This is a genomic window from Pirellulales bacterium (genome assembly GCA_036499395.1).
Lineage (GTDB): Bacteria > Planctomycetota > Planctomycetia > Pirellulales > JACPPG01 > JACPPG01.
In genome coordinates, this window is sequence record DASYDW010000121.1 from 152,739 (window position 1) to 178,640 (window position 25,902).

The window sequence follows — 25,902 nt, forward strand, 5'->3', positions numbered from 1 at the left end:
AGTAGTCACGGAAGCTGCGATTGAGTCGCCGACGGATTCACGATCGGCGACGGAACGCGCAGCACCACTCCATACGTGGCGTAGAACGACAGCAGAAGCAGGACGCCCACTTGCAACCAAAGGCGCTTCGACTTTTTCATCCCAGTTTCTCCAAGGATGGTCTCTAGACTGCGCCGATTCTACCGCGCAGACCGACGATGTCGACAAATCGCTAGCAATTCGAAGGCGATAGGCGACCCAACTCTAGACGCTTAGGCCCGACGATTACGACCTGCCGAAGCGCGCCGCTTTCGCGCCATCGTTAGTTATCGCCGCCGACGACGACTCTCCCGCGGGCACCTAATGAGCACCGATCGCTCACCACAGCAACCCCCACGACAGCGACGAAGACGCAAGTGATCCGTCTCTCGAAACACATTTGCATTTATGAGAGGAAGTGACCAACGCCTGAGAGCGTCTCTTCTTCTCGCTCGCAAAGATTTTTTTCAACGCTTGCTTCCCCTCTGCAGCACTGCGAACGGCCACAACACGTGGTATGCCGCATGGCTTACCTCGGCTCAAACGCTCGCACCAGCCATTCGCAGGGCTTAAGCAAGCATCGCGTGCGCGAAGTACGAATTCCCCCCGTAAACGCGCGACGTTTTCGCAGCATGCCGTTTGCAAGTCGAGCGCTGTAAATCTCGATTAAGCATTCGACGCGCGAATCATTATGCAACTAACTAGTGGGCTTCATGATAATTTCATGAGCGACGCATTAGCATTTCACCATTTTCGTTAGCGGCACTTTGTCGCGCCGCCGTTGTTTCATCTTTACATGGCTAGTCGTCTCCCTAGGAGACGCTATGATTTGGTTCGCGTGGAACAGAGCTACGTCGGATCGGAATGAATCAACAGAAGAGGCGCGGCGACCTCGTCGCCGTCAGGGATGCAGGGCTTTGCCTGGGCGTCGCCGTCTCGACGGCTGCGCTGACGCTGGTCTTTTTCTTTCCCTGTTTCACAAACTGGCAGGGACTTCGGTTCCCCGAACTCGAGCCCACAGCTCCGGAATGGGAGCGCGCTCGCTTTGCGCTCGTGCAGCTTGATGATCCCGCTGCACAGATACCGAACACCGCTCATTACGGCATCAAGTACCGATTGCTATTTCCGGTGCTTAGCCATGCGCTGCGTCTTTCGCACGCGATGTACCTGGCGATTCCGCATCTGGGCTGCCTGTTATGTTTATGGCTCGTGGCCTGGCTAACGCGCCGGCAATTGAATGACTGGTTCCTCACGTGGCTGGCCACGGCGCTCTTCGCGGCGCTCTCCTGGTTTTTCGTTTCGACCGGATGGCTGGCGTATTTTGATTCGTGGTTGGTGCTGGGACTATTGGCTGCCAGCTTTGTGCCGTCGCGGCCGATTTCGCTCGCCGCCTGGGCCTTGGTCCCCTGGATTGACGAACGTTTTATTTTCGCGCTGCCGGTGATCATCACCGTGCGGGCCGTGGTCTTGCTGCCGGACCTGGCGGTGCGAACTTTCTTGAAAGACCTGCTGATCGGCGGCGCGATTTGCTCCCCCTACGTCGCGTTGCGTGCGATCGAATGGCTCGCGGGCGACGCCGAGGCCGTGCGCCACGTGAACTTCCACCTCGAAAAAATGCAGGACGTGAGTCTCGGCACTTACGCGCTGGGACTATGGAGCGGCTTCCGCGCGGCCTGGGTTCTGTTCGCGGCCGCGATCGTGGCCGTCTGGCTTAGCGGTCGCAGAGCGATGGCTGTCGGCCTGGCCACGGTGAGCGCGCTCACCGCACTTGCCAGCCTGATGATCGTGGCCGACATGTCGCGCACGCTGATGGTGCTGGCGCCGGTCATGCTGCTGGGCGCGTGGCAATTGACGAACTTGTTAGGAGCCTATGGCCCCCAGGCGTTAACAGCGGTGCTGATCGCGAACCTGTCGTTGCCGGCTTCCCACGTCGTCTGGACACGCACATTCCCGATTCACTCGCTCGCGCACGAGGTCGGCTATTACAACGACCCGCCCGGCTGGGTCTTCGCCCCAGAACATTTCCGTCGCGGCAACCAGTTGCTCAGCGAAGGGCGCGCCGACGAAGCGCGCGGTGAGTACTCGCAAGCCATTCGCTTGGAGAGCCATTGGCTCGCGCCGCACATCCAGCGCGCCGCCGCCAGTGCCTGGCTCGGCGATGTTTCGAGCGCCCGAAAAGACATCGACGCCGTGCTGCGCGTGAATCCCGACTCGTACGACGCGCTCTTGATGCGGGCCTTGTTCCCGAACAATAGCCGCGACCGCCGGGCCAGCATCGCTGACTTGGAGCGTGCCCTGGAACACGCGCCGCCGAATTGGCCTCCCCGCGCGCAAGCCGAACAGGCGCTCCTTCGCATGCGCAACGGCGCCTCTTAATCACTTTCGCATCGCCGCGACTCACGTCTGCAGCTCAGTGCGCTGGGAATAAATATCCCATCAGCAGCACCACGCCAACAGCCAGAGCACATTGCAGGACAATGGCCAGCGCCACCCAGCGTTTCTGCCGTAGCCAGACGGTAAGATCGCGGCGAGGAGGCAGGTTTGTCGATCCCATACCTCTATGATACGCACGCGCGGCAGCCGCTACCCCAAGAATTTGCTGTTCCGGGAAGCGTGGTCTGTCGCTGGACACTTCGAGGCCGGGGCGTCACCGTCCCGCCCTAGGATTGCGAACCCCGGCCAGACCCGCGTCTAGCCCCGCCGTTTGCCCCGCAACCAGGTCGCGCAGCAGCCCATTCCGCCGAGCAGGGTCCAAATGAGGGCCGGGCTCGCCTCGGGGACCGTAGCCTGAAAGGCAAACGTGCCGGCGTCGAATCGTGGCACAGGCACGGCTTGCCCGGAATCGGCCCCCTGGGGATTCGCCACGTTGGACGTTGGGAAGCCAAACGTGCCCGAACCATCCCAGCGCGCGGTGAGCGTCGGATTCGCACTGAAGTTCAATAATCCGCCACCGTCGTTCAGCGTGGCTTCCACGCCCCCGCCAAACCCCGTGTTGTAGTTCCGGTCGTCGAGCGTCACGATGCTGTAAAGGCCTGGCGCGAGATTGAACGGCGCCACGTCGACCATGTAGTCGCCGTTGACCTGCGTTCCCGGCGTCGAGGGATTGATCACCAGGCCCGGCGCGACGAGCAAACCTGACGTCACGTCGAAAATCCCGACCGTCACGCCAGCGCCGGCAACGCCGTCCAGTTGCGACGGATCACCGTTGTCGAAAACTCCCAACTGGGTCACCGTGACCGGACTGTTCACGATGAAGTCCAGCCCCAAATTTCCGGCCCAATTCTGCAGCCCCACACCCGGCACCCCCGCGCTGTTGTCGAAGGCGATCGCCCCTTGTGCCGTTTCTGACAGCCCGGCAACTAGGACAACCAGCGTCGCGGCAAACAGCACTCTGGTGGCTCGATTCATGAGAAATACTCCCCCTATCGATCGCAGGGAACCTGGCGCTGTTGCGAACCCCGTTTTCTCGCAACTCCGGCTCTGCAATCAATGCACCGCCGGGGACCATTTCCTGACAACTTTTTCCAGCAGGCCGCTGGTACGCGGCGGATGGTTTGCCCGCCTGCAATGAAATCAGGGCGTTTACCCGTGCCGCTGGGAACCGCAACCAGAGCGCTGTCGCCAGCCTAAGAATCCCGCCCCTCCCATCACGGCCAGCAGCCACGTCGCCGGCTCGGGCACGGCAGTCGTAAAGATCAGGTCCGTGTGAAGGTCGAAACCCACTTCGGAAGTGGCCCCGCCAAAACCCGCCCGCGCTGTATCGATCCGCGCGCTATAGACCAGGCTCACGTCGTACTGCGTGCCCGGTTCGAGCGTGTTACCCGGAATCGTGAACGACGTCGATGTGCTCGGGCCGGAATTCCCATACACACTTTGCCCGTCCGAGACGCGATTGATCCCGATGAAAATCAACGGAGTGTTGATGCCGTCAGGCGTCGCATATCCATTGAAGGGGAGCGTGAAATCGTTGGTGGGATTCAGCCCCTGCAGTTGATCGTACGTGGTGCCCGTGAAGTACGGCACCTGTGGCGCGAACAAGTCCTTAACCGGCACATTCAGTACGGCATCCACCGGCCCCACTGGACCGTCGGTAACCTGATAGTCGTACGACGTGCCGGCTGGAAAATCGACGTCTCGGGCTGCGGCACTCGCATACAACTGCGAGAAGCGAAGGTTGCCTGGCGCAACCAGGCCGAGCGGCATCGGTGATAACGGACTCGTCGAACTGACTTGCGCTGGCGTCAAGTTCAAACCGTCGTCGAACAAGATGTCGACGTTTCCTACAAACGATTCTGCAACCGTGGGCTGTGCATCGCTCGTCTGCTGATAATTGTCGGTTTTGAAGAACCGGTAGAAATCGATCTGAGCCCGAGCCGTGGCGGCGGCACAGCTTGCAATGAGAAAAGCCAACAGACATACGCTGACACCGCGCAACGGACTGATGCGATAGCTTCGGCTAAACATAGTGAACTTCCCCCGTGGTTGCCTATCTCTTGGCGTCCATCGCGCAGCGCATGCAGCGACGCCATCAAAAAAAGAAGAAGGAGTGTGCCGACAGAAAGACGCGGCATCGCCGCCATAGAGGCAGCGTGGCGTGATTCGGCTTAAGAGAGTCGCAGTAGCTTAACCTCGGACCATGCGTACCAGGCGGATTACCGCACCGGCCAGTGCATTAGAAGGTAATGTCGCTGCCCACCCATTGCAAGGAATTCATGCCCCGTGAAGTGCCTCCGTCGAGCAGGTAAGCTTTTACAATAAACAACAATTCGGCGCCCCGAGATTCGTTGGGCGACAACATCGATCCGAGCAGGGTCCGCGACCAGGTTGGTACATGCCCAAGCCCCCGATCCACAGCGAGAAGAACACAGCAGCCTCGGCTGGCCCGGTCGCGGCCGCCCCGACCAATTCGACGCTGCGTTCCGCCGCTTGGTGCCTGGCCCTGGCGCTCGTAGTTTTTTCCGGTGTGCTGCTGCGATTCACGCCCCGCTTCTCGTATTGGGTGGGGCTCGATCTGGTCGGTGTGCTCGAAAGCCCGCAGTATGGCCGCGCAAAGGCGACACTCGCGCAAGTCGAAGACCCCTGGGCGCCGATACCAGCCAAGCTGCACACCGTGATTCGCTGGCGAGCGCTGTTCCCCATGATGTGGCATTATCTCAAGCTGCCGCGCTGGCTACTTTTGTCGATGCCGCCGGTCGGTTGTGTTCTCGTGCTGTGGTTGGTTGCCTGGCTGACCTATACGAGATTGCATAGCGTAAGTGCCACCCTGCTCGCGACCCTGCTGTTCGCGATGCTCCCCTGGTTTTTCGTTTCCACGGGCTGGCTTCTTTATTTCGATTCCTGGTGTGTGCTGGCCGAATTGGCGGTCGCCTTCGTGCCGGGCTATTGGGGTGTCGGCGCCGCCTGCCTCGCCGCCCCCTGGATCGACGAACGATTTATCCTGGCGCTACCGATCTGCCTTGGCGTGCGCGCCGCGATGTTCGCAGGGAACGGTCCCAGCGGGCGCCGACAGGCCGTCCTTATTCTGTTGGTCGTGGCTTTGGCGACGTTCCCCTATCTGCTGATCCGCGCCCTCGCCTGGCTTAACGAAGATCCCCAGACGCGCGCTTACGTGCGGAATCATTGGGCCGAAGCGCCGCTCGTCCCGCTATCTCGATACGCCGCTGGGCTCTGGTCCGGCTTTCGCGCCGGGTGGGTATTCGTGGTGCTGGGCTGCGCACTCGCGATCCGTCGCCTGGGCTGGCTCGGGGGAACACTTTTCGGCCTTCTCACGACTATTACGGCGCTGACGAGCCTGTTCATCGCCCAGGATATTTCGCGGACATTGATGACCCTGTGCCCCGTACTACTCCTGGGCATCTTTCTGTGGGAATGGCAGCGGCCGGCGCGACTTCGTTTGCTGCTGCCGTGCGTCGTGGTGGCGAATATGCTTCTGCCCGCGGCGCACGTCATGTGGGATCAACAGATTCCCATCGATTGGCTGCCGGTCGAAATCGCGCGGTATCGGAACCCGCCTTCTGTCTTCGTCGCAGCACGGCTCATCGCCGAGGCCGAACAGTTGATCAACGCGGGCGACTCCCAGGCGGGCGAAGCCAAGCTGAATCAGGCCATCGAGCTGGACCGGCGCTACGCCATCGCCTTCGTCAAGCGGGCCTCGCTGCGCATGGCGCGCGACGAAACCGCGGCGGCCGAGTCCGATCTCGAGGAGGCTCTAAAGATCAAAGCCGATGCCCCGACGCCCCTTTTGTTGCGCGGTGTGATTCGTGCCGATCGGGGCGAAACGGCCGCCGCCAAGAACGACTTCCAGCAGGCCCTGTTGCATGCCCCGCCGGGCTGGCCCGGCCGCCGTGCCGCGCAAGACTTCCTCGACCGGCTCAACGCGCAAACGCCTGCACAACCCTAACGGTTCCCCCGATCCATCGCGTCGCCGTCGAAAAACTCGGGCCCCGGCTCCGGCCCCCCCGGGCAAAGCCCGTATGGACTCTTTTCGCTTCTCGGTTAGAGTCTATATTTCAGCTCGCACGCCTTAGGACAATCAAACCGGCAACTTTTCAGGGTAAATCAGAGATGGCAAGCTCACTCGACAAGGTCGTATTGGAGCAGCGAGTCACGGTCTTCATTTGGATGGAAGAGCAGGAAAAGGTCATCTCCGTTGCCATGGCGCCGGCCACCTTCCGCAATTTGAAGAAGTTCACCGAGGAATTGCACAAATCGGCCCTCCTTGTCCAGCTTACCGACGAAGCCATCCGCGATATCTGGTCGAACGCCGTCGAGGAAGTCCTCGCACGACTCCACTTGAATACGTTCCAGTTCACGACCTGAACGCGTTCCCAAAGTCGTCGGACCCAATCCAATCTAGATAGCCGCGGCGGCGGTCTGCGCTTGCTGCGGACTTTCTCGTGGTTGCCGTCGCGCATGCACGCCCACCTCGCGGGTGTGCCACTGCTGGCTTGCCCAGCAGTGGGGTTGCGCGAGGCCAATCCACGCTCGGTCAAAGAACCCGGCCGAACTCTTTGACGAACTGCCAAGCGACGACTACGGGTAACGCGTCTTGGAAGCCGGGGGCGCCATGCGCGGACCTTCTACATGGTCGTCCGCTGGATGCGCAGCAAGATTCGACTTCAGCTCTCGTACAAACATAATCGCGAGTGTGAACCCACCAAGAACTATCGCGGTACGGGCCGACAAGGAGAGGTGGAAGAATTCGCCATTCGGCAGACCAATTCCTATCAAAACACACTCCACGCCGCCAACTATCAACTTACCTAGCTCGTACTGCCGGTTAAGTTGATGATTGGCCGTTCTCATCTCGACCGACGCATCGTCACAAGCGCCAGCCCGCCAAGCTAGTCGCACCACGCATAGAAGTGTCAGGCAAAAATCGTCGATTGCAGGAACCAATCAACGATCGCGCTCGGCGACGCCTAAGCCCAGGCCGCTCTGCTATGCGGCGGTTATTCTCACTTCTCGTCGCGCCGTCGGATTCGTTCGCGACGTTCCTGGGCCTCTCGCTTAATGGATTGCGACAGCCCGGGCATCTCAAGGACGGCCGCCAGGTCCTCAGCGGCTTTTACATCGTTATGTATCGAGGAATACGCGAGCGCTCGATTGTAGGTCGCCATGGCTTTCACGTCGGCTGGAACATCAGGCACCTGAATCGCGGCCGAGTAATCCGCGATGGCGCCTGCATAGTTGCGCTGATTCGCCTTCGCCATTCCGGCGCGATAGTAGGAGAGGGCCTTTCCGCGACGTGACACCAAGCTCTTCAGCCACCTAATGATGCTCACGTCGTTCCTTTATTCCATGGCCAACGGTCGCTGCCTAGGGCTCGGCGAACACGCGGCTCAGTCGGCTGCGACCGGCTGGTTCAGCACTGACTCGGCGCGCAGCGACTCGCAAGCCGACAGACAGTTGGCGTATGCCGCCGCCGACCAAGTTTCAATCCCGGCAGGCAGTGAATCTACGGCAGATAAGCAGAAGTATGTTGTCAGACCACTATAAGCGATCGGTCTCAGTGGCGCTCTAATTTGCCCGACAGGAAAGTCGGGCGGGAGCGCGAGCCCAATCACGAGTTCGCTCGAGGATCTGACCCACATCACAGCGAACGGCTGGCTTCCCGTCTCGGCGGTGGTGTATTTGATGTAGATCCTCGTCAATTCGCCCTGCGAAGTCGGCGAGACTCCCAGAAGCGCCGCGTTCACAACATCGAAGTGCGGCTTGATGGCCTTCCACGCTGGTCCGCTGACACGATTAATAGCCCTCATATCAAGACCAAAGGGCATGCGATCCTCGGATTTCTTCTCGGCGCATAAAAAAGGCCGCAGACGGCGGAGTGCTTCCTGCGGCCTGGAGTATTTGCGGAGCAGGCGGACTCCATCCCGTATTATCGGTTGTTCGCCGGCAGAACATTAGTTCGATCGAGGTCGCATTGCCAGTAACGCCAGTCCACCGAGTGCGGCCAGGACGAGCGCGGAAGGCTCGGGAACACTTGTCACGACTAGGATGCCCTGTGGGCTGGTAATGGTCGGTCCGATGCCGTGCGTGGCATCCTAAAGAATCGTGCGATTGCCGGTGATCGGGTCGATTGACAGGACCGCGTTCAGAGTTGACTCATCCAGCAGGATCGTTCCACTGGCGGCCGTTGCGATCCCTGTTGGCCCCAGATTGCCCATCGTCGGGCCGGTACCTACGTTGTATCCCGAGACAATTGAATAAAAGTGCGTTGTCGGATCCTGCGTGAAAACGCCGGGATAGTTGTTCGGAAAGTTGTCATACACCTGACCCGAGACCAGTATCGTACCGTTTGAACTCACGGCCAGACCGGCCGCAGCTTCGGGATATGCGGGGAAGTCTCCCGCGCCAACGCGCGACCGATTGCCGGTCGCCAAGTCGACTTGGAAAACCAAACCGTAGTAATCGCTGAGTAGAAGGTGATTTCCCTGTACGACGAGTCCTACTGGGCTTAAGAACGACGGCCCTGTGCCAACGCCGTCTCCCGACAGAGCGGTGCGATTTCCGGTCGCAGGATCAATTGAGAGAATTGCTGCCGTATCCTGTGAATAAGAGTTTGCGACAAGAATCGTTCCGTTCAACTCGACGATACCGTACCATCTGTCGGGCCTCACGCCCGCGCCGGTTCCGGGACCGGAAATTACCGTTCGGTCCCCCGTGGTTGGATTGACGCGAATCACTCGAGATCCCAATCCGCCCGCGGTCAGATCCGTAACGAGTAAATCGCCGTCAGGCTCGATGGCGACCCCCTCGGTTGTGTTGAATGTAGGACCGGTTCCCGTGCTGTTGTCAGAAATTATCGTGCGGTTTCCGGTCGCAGGGTCGACGAGTACCAGTCCGTGATCCTTGGCTGACGCTGGACCGATTCCCGTAGCGACGACAATGTCGCCGGCGTTGAGAGTAACGGCCATCGTTGTCGACGGAATAACGGCAATGAGTGCGATACAAATCGTGGCAGCGCGCATAGTATTCAAGAGAGTGGCCTTGTGGATGCTAGTGGATGGCACCCTGCAACGAACCGGTTGTAATGATCCGGCAATGCAGTGAACGATGTGTAGAAAGCCAAACTGCGATCGCAGAATATTCGGCTTTAGAGAAGGACCACTAGCGCGCCCCGGGGAGAATTCTTCAATCCGCTAATAGGTTAATCGCGCCGCCGGAGCATTGCAAAAAAATGCGCCTCGCCCTAATAGACGCCCCGGCACGCCAATGACCGGTAGTCATGCAAGCCCGTTCGGATGCGGCAGACGTGGCGGCTCGTGACGGACGCACGGAATAGTGCCACACGACAGCGTGACCAAACCGAGCGTCCCCGGCTAAGCACTCACCACAGCCGGCGTTCAAGATTAGCCGCCATCAACTTCCGCGGCAATCAAGCGGAGCATTTCAGCCGACTTTAAGCACTTTGCGCGACGAGGATGCCCAGGGCGGTAGCGAAACCGAACAGGGCAATCACGATAAACGGGATCCAGCGATCATTCTGAGCGCCGAACACTGCGGGGGTCATCTCAGCATCGCCCTTGGATTTCCCTCTCAAGCCGCACGGTCGTCGAGCATACGAAAGACAGCGCCAGGATACGCCGCGAGAAGCACAAGATGGCGAAGTATACCTACACCCGATTCGATCGATTGCCGTCTGCTTATGCAGCGTTTTGTGTCGGACCCGTCTGCGCATCAAACACACCTTCCCACTCGCCTACTTGCCTGCGAATTTCTGAAACCGCCAATTATTCTCCAAGAGCAAAAACGCGGCAAATGACCTTGCAAGAAATTAATCGCCAGCGGCCGATTGACCGATGGCCAAGCAAGAAATGCAGGAAAAGCCTTGGCTTTTCCTAGGCAACAGGCGCTGCGCTATCGAGGCGGCACAGGAGCGATGCGACGGCTCAGAGGTACATCGCCATGAATAGGCAGGGGAAACCCCGCCGCAGCAGCGCCCTGCCGGAAGTGAAGACAACTTCCGGCGCGCAGTTTTGAATTCATGCTCGATTCGCAGTTTTGCTCGACAAGGCGAACCGACGCAACACGTTACGCAGCAAGAGTGGACAGGGGGAGAGTTGAACTCCCGACACGTGGATTTTCAGTGTGTGTTCGACCCGATGCCCAGCTACATGTACCGAAGAAGACCCTCTGTTTTCCCGAGTGAGACTCAGACGGACTGTCGGGCCAAGTAGCGTGGGATAGTAGGGCTGTGTTGGATTTATGTTGGATTTTCATCGCCGGCAAGTCGCCAATAGCGCTTCGCGGCCCCCTCACTATGGGGCGGCTTTTTGCGCGCTCCCCGGAAGTAGGGGGCACCGGTAAAATGCAGCGTCGGGCCTGCGGCTGATCCCCGCGAAATTGGAGCCTGGCGGCGCCGCGGTCTCCTTCATGTACCTCAGTGCCGCCGGTCTCCGGCTCGGCCTTACATGGAGAACTTCTCATCGCCAAGAACGCTCGGCTGATTTCTGCTTTGCAAGTATTCCTCGACGCATCCCGTCGCCTTAAAGAGTGGACATGGCAAGGCCTTCAGCGTGATGTCGACGGCCTAATTCGGCCGCGCGGCGAATTTGACATGCGACGCGCGCGACTCCGTCATGACGAATCGAGGATGCCGCCATTGCCGGCCTGTCGATCCTTGAAATCGCATAGTTCGCGGCTGATCGTACGTCCGGGTCCTTGTCGAGAGCTAGCTTCCTGAGGCAAGGAAGAGCATCGCGAGCTTGAGGGCCGATTTCGCCGAGCCGGCGCGCAGCGGCAGGACGAAAACCGTCGACAAAAGACCCTTGACGTTTTACCTTGACTGCCGCTATTAGTTGTTCAACCTCGGCGGCAATCTCCGCTTCCGTCGGCGGTGCTTTTATGGCCGGCGCTGGGGATCGAATGGTTGTTTGGCATATCGCAGTGTGATGGCACCGAGGAGTGCAACACTAGCAAGCAGGACGGTCACGGTTCCGATCGTAAATAAGGCGAAAAGACCAGCGGCGAAGCGGAACCATCGTCGGAGGGTGGGCTGGGCGTCGATCATGACAACGAATCCAGTGACTGATCTGGTTCGTCAAGTAGCGCCACAGCTCTCCGAAGGACCTCCTTCGCGGCCTCAGTCCTGCGAGATGGCAGACGCCACGTGAGCCGGCAATACTCGTCAACGGCCTCGCGGAGTTTCCCATCAAGGATCAATTGTCGAATCACCGTTTCATTCTCTGGCCCCAGGTATTCCATGCGCCCTCGAGCATCGTCGTGCGTCAGCGTCGGGACGATGCGCCAGTTGATTTGGCGATCACCGCGGGCGTCCACGGCCAGCCCTTCATGGCTTCCGCTCCTGGTAGCCTTCCTCCCGCATTCTTTCAAGTAGCTTACCGACCGCCATTCGGCCGTGATCCCTTGGATAACCCGTCATGCGACACCACTCATCGATCGCTTCGCGGCCGGTAGGATTTTCCCATATCGATTGCCGGATCACCGCTTCATATTCTCGGGACTAACGCTCTGCATCGGCATGTGCGCCATGATACGAGGCTTACACTGAAACTGGCGACGGTTATCACCTCCGCCGCCGCATCGCCAGCAACGCCAAGGCGCCGAGTGCGGCGAGGACGAGCGTGGCGGGCTCGGGGATCATTGCTACACGGAAACCGGTGAGATTGCCAGTCGTGTTCGGAGTGTCGAAAAAATACCCTGACGACGATAGGTCATTTGCACCCGTCGCCCATGATCCGCCGGCAACTCCTCGAAAGAGTTGCTCGTAGGGAGTTTCGTTCCATTGCCTCAAATTGCCGCTCATGTCATAAGCACCGCAGGGGCTCGTCGTGCCAGTATAAGCCCCCACGTCCGTGGGCCCGCGTGCCACGTGATTATAATTCGCCGAGTTCATGTTGGAGGTGGGCAGGTCCGCTACGGGGGCGGTATTGCTCGACGTGGCATATTGAAAGTACGCGTGCGTTGCCGCGTCGTAATAGGCGGCCTTGTACCATTCATCCAACGAAGGAAGGAAGATCGTGGCTCTTGGATTTCTCGCGACGGTGTTACCGTTGCTGGGAATCGGGGTACCGCCAAGGAGCGTATAGGCACCGGTCTCGGTGTCTCCGTTTCCTTGTCCGTTATTGAGCCAATTCACATAGCGAAGAGCATCGAAAAACGTCACGTCATCTTCCGGCAAATTGCCCGCGCCATTGACGAAGCTGTATTTGCTTCCCGCTGGATTGGCAGCGTTGAATCTAACGTAGCCGTTAGGCGTGGACTGCATATCGCCATTGGTGAGTCCAAGCGTATTCGCGCCGGTGGGATCCTTGGCATTTAAGGAATTCTACATACTGACTGACCGTCACATCATAAGTTCCAATGTAGTAGGAGTGATCGACGGCGCCGTGCCCATTACCGTCGGCCGCATTTCCTGGGTCTGCTACCAAAGACAAAGCTGTTGTGACCGCTTGTACCGAGTTCGAGGTAGCGACGAGTATTCCAATACCACCGGCTAGGATTAACCACGAGTAAGTGCGATACATAAGATGCGTGTTCCTAAAGACGCCTTTAACAATAGGAAACCGTAACGACACGGCAATCACGGAATCCGTCGACGTTAACTGCGCTCCGCGAATTGCAAACGATTTTCATCTGCTTGACCGAGGGCTTGTGACGCGGGCCGAACTCGAAAGCACAATGCACTTGACGTGAGATATGCCGATCGGCATAGCCGTTGTTCAACTGCGGGTCGCCTGCGCAGCGCGTTCGCCCGGCCTGCAGAGAGCACTCATTTTCTCCCCCGCATCGCCGCCAAAGCCAAACCGCCGAGCGCGGCGAGGATGAGGGTGGAGGGCTCTGGGAGAAGGACAGCCTGAAATGTGGCAGCGGGGGTACCGTTGTTAAAAAACAGCGCGCCGCGGTCAGTTTGCACTGAGACGCCCGTTTCCGATTGCGACCACTGCAATAATCTGCCAGTGCCGGTGACAAGGCCAATCGAATCGAGCATGGCCCAGGACTCAAGCGCCGCGTTCGTGGGGCCATCAAACAAGTCAGGCCCCTCATTATCGATCAGCGAATAGCCGACCAAGCCGTTATTCGGGTCAAGAAATGTTCGCGTGCCAGTAATGAGGGTCAGCGACCCGAGGCCATCGATGTCGAAAGTGGATTGTCCGTTGTTGATCGAAAAGGCACTGCCAAACAGCACGCGGTTATCAGTGTCGCCGAATGACTTGATGATAAATGCAGAGTTGGCGAACGGAATACCATCGAGCGTCCCTGATCCGCTGCCCGTTTGGATAAACTCGATGGGGACAGCCTTCGCTACGGTCGCTAAAGATGCAGTACAAGAAAGCGCGACGATGATACCAATTCGAAACATGGTTTACCCCTTGGTTAAACGATGCTAGCCGAGTCGCAGAACGCGAGAGATATGTGGCTAGCTTTACCAGGGTTTGAAGAGGTCGATGACCGAAAGTGTAAACGGCCTTAGTGCGTGTTGCAACAATACGAACACCCAGCAGCCTGTCTAACGCCCTGACGCACCCCTCGACCCGAGAGTCATGCAAGCCCGCTGGAACGCGGAAGGGGGCGGTGTGGCGAGGTCGAAATATGCCGTACACGAGAGAATCCGCCTTTCAGGCTGTAATTGTCGTCATGTATGCCCTAGCACTCTGTTGTTATAGGGGCGATGTTGTTTACGATGTCGAAGGGCGATCTCCCTCTAGCTGGGTTACTCGCATGCCCAAAGATCTTGAGTCCGGGCAATCTCTCCCAGAACCGGACGAATCGCCAAAGCTGGTCGAAGAGTATCGCGGGATTAAGATCAGCGGCCGACGAATAGCGGGGCAAGTCGAATTCTCGTGCGCGATGTCCTCCCCGAGAATTCGCAAGCTGGTAGGACCAACGCTGGAAGCCATGCACGCGATGATTAATTTCGTGCTTGCTGGTCGCGCCTAACGCTGATCCGCTGCCCGCGGGCTTCGAACCACAAACGGGCCGCCGGCAGCATACACGGCGGGCGATGCGTACCGGCGACCCTGGCCCACGAACGGAGTGGAACGTGGGTTATGCGGAATGATGCCCGCAAAATCGCTCGATGACCAGGGGAGTCAGGTTTCGTTGAAAACCGAGGGGCGTTGATGGCAGAATGCTCGCACCGTCGGAGTCACCCGACGCTACCAACGAGGATCAGGGGCGATCTAGTCAATCAACCCGCAAAAGTCGCGTCTTTTGTGTTTCCAACAAACACCAAGTCAAAAGGGAACCCCAGAGAGTTGCATCTTGCGAACCGCGTGGCCTTCGGGCTGCGCATTAGCAGCGCGGCGTGACTTCCGCGCGTTGGCGAATGCGCTCTCTGGGGCTCCGTTTATTGTGCGTCTAGTCAGCGCACAGAATGGTTGCCATCATGGCTTCCGTTCCCTCCCGTCCGATAGTTCTGCGAACGCCCCCGTCGCCTGACGATCAGGTTGCGGTCCATGCTCTTCCCACCGAAGCTGTGGCCGCGATTCGCCGATTGCCTGTCGGTCGTTGCCTATTCGGCGACAAGGCGGTCAATCCGCGCTGGCTTGGGTCGAAGATCTGCGACGTCGCTACGTCGATCGGTCTGCAAGGCGGCTTCGCTCAACTGCGCCGTGCCAACGATCTGCAACTGGTGTCCGTTAATGGCGTCTCCAAGATCTGGAAGCGCGAAAAACGCCTCGGCACAACGGCGGGCGATCCGACACAGGAAGAAATTGCAGCGCGTGCTGCTGCGATCCGTGCTGAGCGTGATGGCCAGCCCTGGGATAACGAAGAAGGGGGTGCAGAATGATTTGCATCGCCAAAAACAACGTGATGGATTCCCTGCTCGAGCGTGCAGACTGCGTGAGTTTTAAGCTTTTCCGCAATGCGGATGGCAGCACCGGCTGTTCGTTCGAGTTCACCCGGACGTCGATGCGGTTGAACGGTGACGATGCCTCGCCGGAAGAGGTGGCTGAATCGTTGCGGTTCGTGCAGAAGCTGGCCAGCGAGTTTCACAAGGCTGGCATTGCGGCTGGCCGATCGGTTCGATTCCCCTGCGGGGCAGCAGGGGCTTTTACGTTAGGAGCATGACGAAAAAACAAATGAGTCCGACCGCAACAACGAACGACACGGACCCTATCGCGATCAGCGCCTCGGTCTTCTTGTCCACGAGTGCCGTCTTTCGAGACTTAGGGGAATCGTGGAGTAATGATCGTGCGAAGTCCAAATGGGGACTCAAAGGATATATGGCCATTGAGGGATCGAGTCCGCCAAATTCAGCGACAATTTGTTCGGCGCCAAGCCTGGGCAGTCTCCAGGACGCAAGCCGTAAGTGATCGCTAGGCAGTTTCAATCAACCCCGCTTGCGCCGTCCGGGCGGCGCCAGTTGGGGAGTTTTTGAAAAGCGATAAATCGTTGCAGCGCACAACTCTAGCGGCGACATCCGCCTTTTATTCCTGAATGGTCCGAAAAATGATTCTAGAAGCCATGCGGCGAATTCTGTGGAATGCGGATCCGCTCTTCCGAGAGAGTACTAGCAGCCCGACGGGGCGTACCAGAATTCGGCGCCCCGTCGGGTCATTTTTTGCGCAGAGGGCATTGCATGACCGTCCTAATCAACAACCTAGCCAACCTTCCGCACCACGACGGGCAGATCGTGCTTCGTGCGAAGCGTGAAGACTTCGAAGTGGTCGTCAAACACAACGCCAGGCACGGTGGCGAGAAGTACTGGGTATTCGGCGCGGTGATCGAGCCGGGCGGAGGGACCTGGACGAACTTGGCCGCCGAACGGCGGACGGTGCAGGAGGCGCGCGGTTTGGCGGCGCGGCTATGGGCGGAGGGCGAGAAATTCAATGTGGCCGTCGGTTAAGTGCCACGTCTGAGAGCGACGTCAGAGCATCGCGACGAGCGTCACGCCAATTAGGCAGGCAATCACCACCCCGGCGATCAGGGCATGAGGAAACCAGCGTTCAAATAAGTCAGCGAACATTGAAGCGTTTCTTGGCAAGGGGCTCAGCTGGGACGTCCACGACCTTTTCAGGACCTTGGCCGTTTACTTTTTCTGAGCACTGGGGATGAACTCCGCCGCGCGAATACGACGGTAGGTGACAGACCGGGCAGAGAGGTTGTGTGGCGGAGCGTGACGCGGGGACAGGCTTGTGGTGGTGGTGCATGAGTTCATTGTACAGGGTTAAGTGCGCGGCCGCTGAGCGGCTGAGAAAGGGTGACGATTTTTGAAAGCCTGGCTGTTCCAAGACAAGCGACAACTCGCCGAACTGGGCGATAAATGCCCCTGGTCCGTGGGCTGGTACGCAGACGGAAAGCAGCGGCGAAAGATCGTCGGAAGTAAGACGGCGGCCGAGCGATTCGCACGACGCACCGAGGGCCAATTAGAGGCAGGGTCGTACGTGCAGAACAGCCGGCGAACCTGGAAGGACTTCCGCAAGGCGTTCGACGCGAAGATCCTCGCGGCGATGGAGCCCAACACGAAGCGCACAACCCAAACTTCGCTGAAGCATTTCGAGCGGATCGTGAGGCCTGGCAAGCTCGTCTCTTTGACGACCGATCGTATTGCCGATTACGCGGCTGCGCGCCGACTTGAAAAGCGAACGAAGCGGGAAGACGCGCCAGCGGTCTCGCCAGCAACCGTCAACCGGGAGCTGCGCACCATCCGCGCTACACGGAATATCGCGAACGAATGGGGCTGGCTACCGAAGCGGCCAAAGGTGCGACTGCTTCGCGAGCCGGTCAAGTTGCCAACATACGTCGATCCTGAGACCTTCGCGAAGCTCTACGCGGCGTGCGACGACGGACCAATGCTAGACTTGCCGGGTGTCGCTGCTGCCGATTGGTGGCGTGGCCTGCTCGTCATGGCCTATATGACCGGCTGGCGAATCTCGGAACTTCTGAAGCTTCGTCGTGAAGACGTCAACTTCGAGAACGCCACTGCTTTGAACAGGGCCGCAGACAATAAGGGGCGGCGAGACTCGCTGACGCTCCTGCATCCGATCGTTGTCGATCACCTTAAACCGCTAGCGGGATTCTCTCGGCTGATCTTCGCTTGGCCACACGACCAGCGAACGCTATGGGTCGAGTTCTACCGCCTGCAGACGGCAGCCAAAGTCAAGCCGGATGGAAAGGCGCACTACGGCTTCCACGATCTGCGGAGAGCCTTCGCAACAATGAACGCGGCCAACATGACTGTTGACGCATCGCAGTTGCTAATGCGTCATAAGAGTTATACGACCACTCAGCGGTACATCGCGATGAGCAGGCAGGTGAATCCTGCTGTGGCCGCTCTCTTCGTTCCGGAGCTGAAGACAGCTTCCGGTGCGTAATGTTGGATTTATGTTGGATTTGCTTTTTCGTGCGAAGAAGCGAATCGACGTAAGTCCTTGCACAGCCTCAGTGGACAGGGGGAGAGTTGAACTCCCGACACGTGGATTTTCAGTCCACTGCTCTACCAACTGAGCTACCTGTCCAAAACGTTCCTCATCGGGCATCGTAATCGTAGCTCAGGCCGGCCTCGTGAACCTGCCGACCACGATCGAGACCGCAACTGCTGCCGGTTGCAACGATCCGGTCATCCGACCGATTCGCCGCAAACTCTACGCCGCAGCCTGCTTGCAGCCCGCGAGAAAGCAAAGGGCAATCGTAAAATCCTTGGCCCCGGTTGTCAATCGCCACTCGGCATACCCTGTAGACAGGGACGCGACGCGGCCGGTTCGCAACGCATCGAGGAGCCAAGCGGCGATCACGAATCGCTACGGCAAAAGTTTGCGCAACTTCGCCACGCGGGCGTTCAAACGCTCCAAATCGCGTGGATCTTCGAACTGCGGCGCCTCGGCCGCTAGCGACGATTCGGCCTTGGTCAACGACTCCTGCGCCGCCTCATACAGACCGGCGGCCTGCTGCGCTTCGGCGATCGAGAGCATCACGTGCGATCCCGCCGGCGGATCGAGCGCCTGGCAGAAATCGAACAACTCGTTCCACAGGCGAACTGCTTGCTCCAACTCTCCTGCTCGAACCTGTTCGCTGGCCAGAAAGAACGTGGCTGTCAGCCAATCATCGCTGCCGGCCTTGGCTCCGTCATAAAATGCCTGCCAGGCAATCACGGATTTCGAGATTTCCGGCCGCCCCCGCAAGTAACGAGCCCGCTCGCCAAGCAGCTTAATGCGAGAATTCTCATCGCCCCCTGCCGCGTCGAAGCGTTTCTGCCACTGCAACAAATACTCGTCGATTCGATTCGAGTTGATCAGATCGTGGGCCTCACGCGTCAACAACCACTGGCGGTTTTCGGCGGTTAGATTCGGATCATCGAGCAACCGCCGACTGTTCAGGAGCGCCCGCTCGTACTGCCGATCCCATTCCAGATGCTTCTGCCGTACAAGTTCCAGACGCCAACGTTCCGACGCGTCCTCCGTGCTCGACAGCGCCCTCTCGATCCGGGCGATCGCGCCGGTGTAGTCTTTGGCATCGCGATCTTTTTCGAGCTGCGTCCAAATTTCATTCTTTTCGCGCCACGTCGCGAGCGCCGCGACGCGGGCATCATAAATCGCGCGCACACCGGCTGCATTGTCGGGATCAAGCTGGCGTATCCGCTCGACAATGTCGGCGTAAAACACCAACAACGGGTCGTTCTTCCGTTCATCGAGCGCGCTCAGCGAAGGCGCGATCGCCTGGAGTGCATCGCTCAGATGTTTCGCCCGATCGCCATCGCTCTTGGCCCCCTCGGCCGCGGCCAGGAACTCGTCGCGCTTCTTTCGCGCGGCCACTGCTTGTCGAGCTTCCGCCAGAAACGATTCCGCCGTGATTTCATCCTCATAGCCCAGGTAAGCAAACGGTCGCGCCTGCTGGTCAGCCAGTACGACCACCGGCACGCCGTCGATGAGATATTGCGATTTCCATTTCTCGTATTGTTCTTGCTGCTGCCGTTGCACGTCGGGCAACTTATCGAGATCGCCCCCCAGAAAGTTCAATCGCACCAGGACGAAATCCTGCTTCGCCTCGGCAAACTCTGGTTGTTGAAATACCTGCCGGTCCAGCAAGGTGCAATAGTGACACCAGGTTTCCCCGGTAAAGACGATCATCAGATCCCGCTTCTCGTCAGCAGCCAACCGCTGCCCGAGGTCGATCCGCGGTATCCACTTCACCTCGGGGGGCGCCGCGAGGCACGGTTTGATCAGCAACAGCGCAACCGTCGCCAACATCCAAGCCGGCAGTGTTTTCATATTCGCCCCTCGCATTTCACAGTTAATCGAGTGTTAGCAACCGGCAACCTCTTCGGCTCCCCCTTAGCATATCGCGAATAAATCCCCCGTTGCAAAGCTAGTTCGGACCTTTTCCCGCCAAATGCTAGAGTTGCAACATGGATCAACCCCAACGCGAAATCAACAAGGCGGAATGGCATAACCCAGATAATTGGGCCGGAGTCGGTCCGTTCAAGGCTTACTTCAGCAAGCGCGATTCGCGGATCTGGGTTCCCCAGTATTGGAACGGGTTATTGAGCCCGACGACGCTCAATCTCGGGCATCGCTTTGGATTCCCGACGTTGACGTTATTGTGGACGCTCATTGCCGGCGTTCTCATTTATGCAGCGTTTGCCAATCACCGCTGATCCGTCGGGCAGATTCAGCCCTCCTCACGATCGCGCTCAGCATCTTCCGTAGCCGGCCTCTTCGAAGCCGGAATATCTTCGTGCCGCTTCCGGGGCCGCAGCCCCCAGCTACAGATGTTGCAGTTCTCCTGCAGCCCGGTACTACTTTCTTGTCCCCGCCGTCCGGCCCGCCTATCATCGACCGAGGAAACCTGCCGCCCCGCCGACTCCCCTGCCCTCCCCCGCGCGAATGATTTCCTCGCCCGCAAATCGTTGTGCCTGCGCCGTGGCCACCGCGCTGATCGCCGCAGTGACCACGCTCTCGGCGCCCGATCGCGCCGCGGCCCAAGGCTACCCTCCGGAGGAAGCTTCGCAGCGGATGACCGTGGCCGATGGGTTCGAAGTGCAGTTAGTTGCCGCCGAGCCTCTTGTGCGCCAGCCGGTCGCCATTGACTTCGACGATCGCGGCCGGCTGTGGGTGGTGCAATATCTGCAGTATCCCAACCCGACAGGACTCGAACGGGTGAAGGTCGACCGCTACTCGCGCACGGTCTACGACAAAATGCCCGAGCCGCCGCCGCGCGGCACGCCGGGCAACGATCGCATCACGATTCTCGAAGACACTGATAACGACGGCCGCGCGGATCACGCCCGCGATTTCGTCACCGGCCTGAATCTCGCCAGCGGCTTGGCTTTCGGCTATGGCGGCGTCTTTGTGCTCAACGCACCGTACCTGCTCTTCTATCCCGACCGTGACCGCAACGACGTGCCCGACGCCGATCCCGAGGTTTTGCTCACCGGCTTCGGCATCGAAGACGCGCACAGCGTTGCGAACTCGCTCACTTGGGGTCCGGATGGCTGGCTCTATGGCTGCCAAGGCAGCACCGTCACGGCGAACATTCGCGGCATCGAATTCCAGCAAGGCGTGTGGCGCTATCACCCAACCAGCAAGCGCTTCGAGCTGTTCTGTGAAGGGGGCGGCAATTCGTGGGGCCTCGATTTCGATGCTCACGGCGAATTGTTCTACAGCACCAATTTCGGCGGCTTCGTCATGCTGCACGGCGTGCAAGGGGGCTATTACTGGAAGAACTTTGGTAAGCATGGCGCGCTGCACAATCCGAATACCTACGGCTACTTCGACCACGTGCCACACGCCAACTTCACCGGAGGGCATGTCACCGACGGCGGTATCATCTATCAAGGCGATCTATTCCCCGCCGAATTCCGCGGCCGCTACATCGCCGCCGACCTGCTGGGGCATGCCGTGCATTGGCACACGATCGAACCGCACCGTTCAACATTCCGCTCGGCACATGGCGGCACGTTGCTCGCAGCCAACGATACCTGGTTCGCCCCCAGCGACGTCACGATGGGGCCCGACGGTGCGGTGTATGTGGCCGATTGGCACGACGCGCGCACGGCCCATCCCGATCCCGACGCAGAATGGGATCGCCGCAACGGCCGCATCTATCGCATTCAGCCACGCGGCGCCGCACGACAGCCGGTGCGCGATCTGCGCAACGCGAGCGAAGCAGAACTAGTGCGAGAACTGGCGTCGACAAACCAGTGGTACGTCCGCCACGCCCGGCGTCATCTGGCCGAACGCGCCGCGACGAAAAATGATCCGTTGCTCATCGCTCGGCTAACTCCGCTCGCAACAAGTGTTGATTCACCAGCCGATGCACAGGCCCAGAAGCACCCGCCGCCGCTCGAGGCTTTATGGACCTTGTACGACGTCGGGGGGCTGGACCGCACAAGCGCTCATCAACTGCTGAAGCATCCCGATCCCTTCGTCAGGTCATGGACCGTACGACTGATCGGTGACCAGGGCATAGTGTCTCCGGAAATCGTGCGACGTCTGAACGCTATGGCCTCGCATGAACCGAGCGTAATCGTGCGACGCCAACTCGCATGCTGTGCCCGGCGGCTTCCTGCCGAGGTTGGCTTGCCGATCGCCGTCCTTCTGGCACGCCGAGCCGAGGACATCGACGATCCTCATATCCCCCTCCTGACCTGGTGGGCCATCGAAAGCATGGCCGTCGCCGAGCGCGAGCAGATCGTGCAACTTTTTACGTCCCCAGCCGCCTGGCAAGCGCAGCTTTCGCGCGAGTTCATCATGCCGCGATTGGTACAGCGCTATGCCGCCGAGCGCAACGCCGAAAGCGCACTGTCTTGTTTGACGCTTTTAAAAAGCGCTCCCGACGCCGCGTCGCGGCAGCCACTCTGGGCGGCTGTCGACGAGGAATGGCGCGGCCGCACATCGATCGACGAGGCGCCGGCCGAACTCCTGACTCTTGCGAATGCCGACTGGCAAGCCAACCGCGATCAACCGGCGCTTGCGCGACTTGCGATCCGGCTCGGCAACCATGCCGCGTATGAATACGTGGTCGCCCGCGCACTCGACGCTTCGGTCGAGGAACCGATGCGCGTGGCCATGCTGGGCGTGCTGGCCGAAGTCGGTCCACCAGCAGATCTGTTGCAGCTCACCACGCTGTTGAACGAAAAGAACCCGCCAGCGATTCAAGCCGCAGCGCTTCGCGCGCTCGCTCACGGCAGCGCCTCAGCGCTGGCCGACGCGATCCTGGCGTCGTATTCGGCGATGTCGCCTCCGGTGCGCAGCCAGGCCCGCGACGTTCTGTTAGCCAAACGTACTTGGGCCCGGCTGTTGTTGGATCGAGTAACTCGCGGCGAACTCGATTCACAGGAAATCCCGCTCGATCAGTTGCGCGTGATCGCGGCGCATGAAGACGAGGAGTTGAACGCGATCGTACGAAGGTTTTGGGGTGCTATTCACCAGGCCACACCCGAAGAGCGTTTGGCCGTGGTCCGCCGTTTGAATAATGACCTCCGCGCGGCGGACGGCCATCCGGCGCCCGGCCGTGAGATTTTTCGCAAGCAATGCGGCACCTGCCATACCCTCTTCGGCGAAGGAGAGAAGATCGGCCCTGACCTGACCACGGCCAACCGCCGCGACCGCGATTTCCTGCTCGCGAGTATCGTCGACCCTAGCGCCGTAGTCCGCAAAGAGTTCACCAATTACACGGTGCAAACCGGCGATGGACGCATCCTCACCGGCTTGATCGCCGACCAAGACGCCAATAGCCTGACGGTATTGACGGCCAAGAACGACCGCGTGCGGCTCGCCCGATCCGAAATCGACAGTGTGACCGAATCACCGAACTCGTTGATGCCCGACAACATTGCCGAACAACTATCGCCGCAAAACCTGCGCGACCTGTTCGCCTGGCTGCAACAACCGGCACCAGACGCCAAGTAGCGATGCTTCATCGACCGTAAACAAGACAGCCAGGCTGTTATAGGTAGGAGAGAATGATGCTCCGAACTTTCTGCGCGGCGCTGACCATCGTGATGCTGTGCTTGGGCGTTGCAAATCCAGCCCTGGCACAATCCGGCGCCAGCTCTCGCCGCTACGACAACAAGCTCACTCCGCTTGTCGATCCGCAACCGCTCTTGGCGGACCATCCGCGGTTTGTCGAACCGGTGCGAGAAACGCGCCGCTTCGAGGCGCCGGTCCTGGTGCAGGATGACGAGGCCGATCTTTCGGTGCGTGCCTGGCGCTTCTCGTACAACGCTCGCGGCATTATCGAAATGCCCAGCTATCTCCGTGGCCGCGACACGGCGATCATCGTCGTACACCCGTGGGGCATCGACGATGGGCAAGGATGGCGCACGCCCGAGCCGGCTGGCGCCGCCTTTCAATGCACGCCGGAGAAGAACCTGATCCTCAACCAGCACATCGCCGAGGTCGTCAATCCGTTTCTCGTCGCCCTGCGGCCGCGCGTGGGGTTGGTTCTGTATAGCTTGCCCGGCAGGGAAGACCCGATCCGCAAGAAGCTGTACCGCTCGTTCCGCGGCGAACCGACCGACGCCGATCGCAAGCTGGGCGCCGAGCAATTGGCCGCGAAGTTAGCCGACTTCGAATACCGTGGGCGTGATTTGCCCGCCGAGTTGAACCTGTCTACGAATCTGCCGGTGGTCGATTACTTCCGCCAGTTTCGCGGCCTCGATCCGACCGCCCCTTTCAACCACGAAGGGTTCTGGGATTTGCCGGTGCCCGTCTCAAAGCATATCACCGTGGCGCCGCGCGACGTCGTGATCTACGACGGCGAAGGTTACGACCCGCTGAAGCAGTTCCTGCGCGCCAACGGTATCCGCCATGTGCTGCTCACCGGCTACAACACCGACATGTGCTTCTGCAAAACCACGGCCGGCTACGACAACCTGGCCCCCGATTTCAATGTCTTCCTCGTGGGCGACGCCACCGTGGCGACCTTCCCGGCCAACCCCGACCCGCGGTTCGCCACCAATGCCGCCATCTCGTTCGCAGCGCTCGATCACCTGGTGACGCAAGTCTCGTGGATCAAACCAAAACCCGCGGGCCAAGCCGCGAAGTAGTGGGCAGAGGGCAGAAAATTGTAGGGGCAAACACACCAGCCCGGAGCGCCAGCGAGGGTGAGTCATTCCTCCACTATCGACGTCGGCCAAACGACCATCGACGAGACGTCGCTGATTCGCCCCCCCTACCAACGATATTGAAAGCCGCCCGAGCCGATCACCGCGTAATAATTCTGCGAGACTTGCGAATCGAGCGCCGCGAAGATGCTGGTCCGCTCCGACAATAACGCCGTCGAACTCAGCGTGAACAAGCCGAAGTTGCGTCCCAGAAAGTTGCCGGCCGTCACGAAGCTGCTGGTGGGCGCGCCGGCAAACGACGACGAGATCAACTGCGTGCCATTTCCCCATTCGCGCTGGTAACGTGCCGACGCGGACGGAATCACGCGGATGCCACGCCAGATTCTTTCGGAATAGACGCGTCCGCCGAAGTTGCCACGCACGCTGTTCACATACTGGCCGCTGGTCATCAGGTCGACGCTGTCGGCGCCCGTTTCGTTGTAGCCGTGCTGGTCGAGATAGATGTATTGCAAGCCGGTGAAGGGTTGCAGCCGCAAGCGGCCGTTGCCAAAGGTCAGCCCCGCCTCGCTGTAGTGGGCGTACTGGTTGCCGCTACTCGCGCCGTTGGCAACGCGCGTGACCGAGGCGAAATCGATCGGCCGCGTCACGCGGTAGTTGCCACCGCTATAGGCGTCGATGTTCGAAAAATAAAAGCGGCCGTTGCGATAGAGTTGGTACACGCCGACCTGCCCCGCGTTGATGCTGGCATGGTCGCTATCGAGCCGATCGCGCAACGTCGTGCCGGCGTACCCGCCCGTCACCCCCACCGCGGTGTTGTCATCCAGCCAGCGGTCGATGCCGAACAGCGTCCCGCCTAGCCCATAATTCAAACCGCCGGCATTGCCGTTGCCGTTGACGCCGCCCCCCAGGCCGTAGCCTTGAGTCCAGCCCGTCCAGCTCGGCACGTAACTCACACGGCGCAAGATCAATTGCGAGCCCTGCTGCACCTGGCCATTGCTTCCTTGAAACGAGACCAGCCGGATCTCGGGCAGGTACCGGTCGCCGGTCATCGAGACACCTTCCACGCCCCCGTCAATCGCCACCGGTCGAAGCTGCTGCGCCAGCCGATTGCTCAGCAATTGCATCCACGTCGTCGTGGTTTGCAGTTCGATCGCACTGATGCTGGGATAAATGTCACCCGCCAGTTGATCCAGCGCCCCGGGCATCTGCCCGGAACTGAGCGTTTCCAATTGACCAATGACGTAGGCGTAATCGCCGGTGGCCGTGCCGCTGGTGGCGTCCAGCACGTTGGCCACGGCCAACTGGTTGGACGTCTGCGCATCGGCGGCGAAGTTCGTGCCGACCGAGGTAATCAGCAGTTCAATGCCGAGGGGATCGTAGAGAATCGAAAAGCCCAACCCGCTGCC

The 25,902-nt window shown here is 59.7% G+C and carries 22 protein-coding genes and 1 tRNA gene; 12 read left to right on the plus strand and 11 right to left on the minus strand.

The genetic code is table 11. The features are described 5' to 3' along the window. Positions 1-5: 5 nt before the first annotated feature. Entirely contained in the window at positions 6-140 is a 135-nt protein-coding gene (locus tag VGN12_22675) for a hypothetical protein (protein HEY4312271.1), read from the minus strand. A gap of 742 nt (positions 141-882) precedes the next feature. On the opposite strand from VGN12_22675, the gene VGN12_22680 reads away from it, so the two are divergent. Beyond that, the gene (locus VGN12_22680; GenBank protein HEY4312272.1) at positions 883-2,394 is read left to right on the plus strand and encodes a hypothetical protein; all 1,512 of its coding nucleotides are present in this window, start codon (positions 883-885) and stop codon (positions 2,392-2,394) included. Positions 2,395-2,709: 315 nt separating this feature from the next. Here the strand turns inward: VGN12_22680 and VGN12_22685 are convergent, their stop codons facing one another. Together VGN12_22685 and VGN12_22690 are read right to left on the minus strand one after the other, a co-directional pair. Beyond that, the gene (locus VGN12_22685; GenBank protein HEY4312273.1) at positions 2,710-3,426 is read right to left on the minus strand and encodes a hypothetical protein; all 717 of its coding nucleotides are present in this window, start codon (positions 3,424-3,426) and stop codon (positions 2,710-2,712) included. Between the two features lie 174 nt (positions 3,427-3,600). Further along, positions 3,601-4,482: a PEP-CTERM sorting domain-containing protein gene (locus tag VGN12_22690; protein HEY4312274.1), complete on the minus strand. Its 882-nt coding sequence runs from the start codon at positions 4,480-4,482 to the stop codon at positions 3,601-3,603. Positions 4,483-4,849: 367 nt separating this feature from the next. On the opposite strand from VGN12_22690, the gene VGN12_22695 reads away from it, so the two are divergent. The 3 genes from VGN12_22695 (at position 4,850) to VGN12_22705 (ending at position 7,284) form a co-directional block, all read left to right on the plus strand. Beyond that, on the plus strand, positions 4,850-6,418 hold the full coding sequence (locus VGN12_22695) for a hypothetical protein (protein ID HEY4312275.1): 1,569 nt from the start codon (positions 4,850-4,852) through the stop codon (positions 6,416-6,418). A 164-nt stretch (positions 6,419-6,582) separates the two neighbouring features. Beyond that, the gene (locus tag VGN12_22700) at positions 6,583-6,837 is read left to right on the plus strand and encodes a hypothetical protein (protein HEY4312276.1); all 255 of its coding nucleotides are present in this window, start codon (positions 6,583-6,585) and stop codon (positions 6,835-6,837) included. Positions 6,838-7,101: 264 nt separating this feature from the next. Next, positions 7,102-7,284, plus strand: coding sequence for a hypothetical protein (locus VGN12_22705; GenBank protein HEY4312277.1), 183 nt, complete (start codon positions 7,102-7,104; stop codon positions 7,282-7,284). A gap of 191 nt (positions 7,285-7,475) precedes the next feature. On the opposite strand, the gene VGN12_22710 is transcribed toward VGN12_22705, so the two are convergent. The 5 genes from VGN12_22710 to VGN12_22730 form a co-directional block, all read right to left on the minus strand. After that, positions 7,476-7,802, minus strand: a complete 327-nt coding sequence (locus tag VGN12_22710; protein ID HEY4312278.1) for a hypothetical protein — start codon at positions 7,800-7,802, stop codon at positions 7,476-7,478. Between the two features lie 57 nt (positions 7,803-7,859). After that, positions 7,860-8,297, minus strand: a complete 438-nt coding sequence (locus VGN12_22715) for a hypothetical protein (protein ID HEY4312279.1) — start codon at positions 8,295-8,297, stop codon at positions 7,860-7,862. A gap of 267 nt (positions 8,298-8,564) precedes the next feature. Beyond that, complete coding sequence (locus tag VGN12_22720; GenBank protein HEY4312280.1) at positions 8,565-9,500, minus strand: hypothetical protein; 936 nt, start codon at positions 9,498-9,500, stop codon at positions 8,565-8,567. A gap of 2,549 nt (positions 9,501-12,049) precedes the next feature. Next, a complete protein-coding gene (locus VGN12_22725) occupies positions 12,050-12,751 on the minus strand; it encodes an SUMF1/EgtB/PvdO family nonheme iron enzyme (GenBank protein ID HEY4312281.1) in 702 nt (233 codons plus the stop codon). A 504-nt stretch (positions 12,752-13,255) separates the two neighbouring features. Further along, on the minus strand, positions 13,256-13,846 hold the full coding sequence (locus VGN12_22730; protein HEY4312282.1) for a PEP-CTERM sorting domain-containing protein: 591 nt from the start codon (positions 13,844-13,846) through the stop codon (positions 13,256-13,258). 359 nt (positions 13,847-14,205) lie between these two features. Between VGN12_22730 and VGN12_22735 the strand changes: the two genes are divergently transcribed. The 5 genes from VGN12_22735 to VGN12_22755 all read left to right on the plus strand — a co-directional run bounded on the left by VGN12_22735 (position 14,206) and on the right by VGN12_22755 (position 17,804). Continuing rightward, positions 14,206-14,424, plus strand: coding sequence for a hypothetical protein (locus tag VGN12_22735; GenBank protein HEY4312283.1), 219 nt, complete (start codon positions 14,206-14,208; stop codon positions 14,422-14,424). A 448-nt stretch (positions 14,425-14,872) separates the two neighbouring features. Continuing rightward, entirely contained in the window at positions 14,873-15,277 is a 405-nt protein-coding gene (locus tag VGN12_22740; GenBank protein HEY4312284.1) for a hypothetical protein, read from the plus strand. A gap of 53 nt (positions 15,278-15,330) precedes the next feature. After that, a complete protein-coding gene (locus tag VGN12_22745; protein HEY4312285.1) occupies positions 15,331-15,558 on the plus strand; it encodes a hypothetical protein in 228 nt (75 codons plus the stop codon). Between the two features lie 511 nt (positions 15,559-16,069). Continuing rightward, positions 16,070-16,336 carry a hypothetical protein gene (locus VGN12_22750; protein ID HEY4312286.1) on the plus strand — a complete coding sequence of 89 codons (267 nt, stop codon included), beginning with the start codon at positions 16,070-16,072 and terminating at the stop codon, positions 16,334-16,336. Between the two features lie 364 nt (positions 16,337-16,700). Continuing rightward, positions 16,701-17,804: a tyrosine-type recombinase/integrase gene (locus VGN12_22755; GenBank protein ID HEY4312287.1), complete on the plus strand. Its 1,104-nt coding sequence runs from the start codon at positions 16,701-16,703 to the stop codon at positions 17,802-17,804. A gap of 71 nt (positions 17,805-17,875) precedes the next feature. Here the strand turns inward: VGN12_22755 and VGN12_22760 are convergent. Then, a tRNA-Phe gene (locus VGN12_22760) sits at positions 17,876-17,948 on the minus strand. A gap of 282 nt (positions 17,949-18,230) precedes the next feature. After that, positions 18,231-19,697: a thioredoxin family protein gene (locus VGN12_22765; protein ID HEY4312288.1), complete on the minus strand. Its 1,467-nt coding sequence runs from the start codon at positions 19,695-19,697 to the stop codon at positions 18,231-18,233. Between the two features lie 137 nt (positions 19,698-19,834). Here VGN12_22765 and VGN12_22770 point away from each other — a divergent pair, with 137 nt between their 5' ends. The 3 genes from VGN12_22770 (at position 19,835) to VGN12_22780 (ending at position 24,478) form a co-directional block, all read left to right on the plus strand. Then, positions 19,835-20,083: a hypothetical protein gene (locus VGN12_22770; GenBank protein HEY4312289.1), complete on the plus strand. Its 249-nt coding sequence runs from the start codon at positions 19,835-19,837 to the stop codon at positions 20,081-20,083. A gap of 265 nt (positions 20,084-20,348) precedes the next feature. After that, on the plus strand, positions 20,349-23,339 hold the full coding sequence (locus VGN12_22775; GenBank protein ID HEY4312290.1) for a PVC-type heme-binding CxxCH protein: 2,991 nt from the start codon (positions 20,349-20,351) through the stop codon (positions 23,337-23,339). A gap of 53 nt (positions 23,340-23,392) precedes the next feature. After that, positions 23,393-24,478, plus strand: a complete 1,086-nt coding sequence (locus VGN12_22780; protein ID HEY4312291.1) for an isochorismatase family protein — start codon at positions 23,393-23,395, stop codon at positions 24,476-24,478. A 125-nt stretch (positions 24,479-24,603) separates the two neighbouring features. Here VGN12_22780 and VGN12_22785 read toward each other — a convergent pair. Next, positions 24,604-25,902 (minus strand): autotransporter outer membrane beta-barrel domain-containing protein (locus tag VGN12_22785; GenBank protein HEY4312292.1); only part of this gene is annotated, 1,299 nt, incomplete at its 5' end.

Coding starts and splice junctions, on each gene's coding strand:
- VGN12_22675 (HEY4312271.1), bottom strand. CDS start 140: ATGAAAAAGTCGAAGCGCCTTTGGTTGCAAGTGGGCGTCCTGCTTCTG.
- VGN12_22680 (HEY4312272.1), top strand. CDS start 883: ATGAATCAACAGAAGAGGCGCGGCGACCTCGTCGCCGTCAGGGATGCA.
- VGN12_22685 (HEY4312273.1), bottom strand. CDS start 3,426: ATGAATCGAGCCACCAGAGTGCTGTTTGCCGCGACGCTGGTTGTCCTA.
- VGN12_22690 (HEY4312274.1), bottom strand. CDS start 4,482: ATGTTTAGCCGAAGCTATCGCATCAGTCCGTTGCGCGGTGTCAGCGTA.
- VGN12_22695 (HEY4312275.1), top strand. CDS start 4,850: ATGCCCAAGCCCCCGATCCACAGCGAGAAGAACACAGCAGCCTCGGCT.
- VGN12_22700 (HEY4312276.1), top strand. CDS start 6,583: ATGGCAAGCTCACTCGACAAGGTCGTATTGGAGCAGCGAGTCACGGTC.
- VGN12_22705 (HEY4312277.1), top strand. CDS start 7,102: ATGGTCGTCCGCTGGATGCGCAGCAAGATTCGACTTCAGCTCTCGTAC.
- VGN12_22715 (HEY4312279.1), bottom strand. CDS start 8,297: ATGCCCTTTGGTCTTGATATGAGGGCTATTAATCGTGTCAGCGGACCA.
- VGN12_22725 (HEY4312281.1), bottom strand. CDS start 12,751: ATGCAGTCCACGCCTAACGGCTACGTTAGATTCAACGCTGCCAATCCA.
- VGN12_22730 (HEY4312282.1), bottom strand. CDS start 13,846: ATGTTTCGAATTGGTATCATCGTCGCGCTTTCTTGTACTGCATCTTTA.
- VGN12_22735 (HEY4312283.1), top strand. CDS start 14,206: ATGCCCAAAGATCTTGAGTCCGGGCAATCTCTCCCAGAACCGGACGAA.
- VGN12_22740 (HEY4312284.1), top strand. CDS start 14,873: ATGGCTTCCGTTCCCTCCCGTCCGATAGTTCTGCGAACGCCCCCGTCG.
- VGN12_22750 (HEY4312286.1), top strand. CDS start 16,070: ATGACCGTCCTAATCAACAACCTAGCCAACCTTCCGCACCACGACGGG.
- VGN12_22765 (HEY4312288.1), bottom strand. CDS start 19,697: ATGAAAACACTGCCGGCTTGGATGTTGGCGACGGTTGCGCTGTTGCTG.
- VGN12_22770 (HEY4312289.1), top strand. CDS start 19,835: ATGGATCAACCCCAACGCGAAATCAACAAGGCGGAATGGCATAACCCA.
- VGN12_22780 (HEY4312291.1), top strand. CDS start 23,393: ATGATGCTCCGAACTTTCTGCGCGGCGCTGACCATCGTGATGCTGTGC.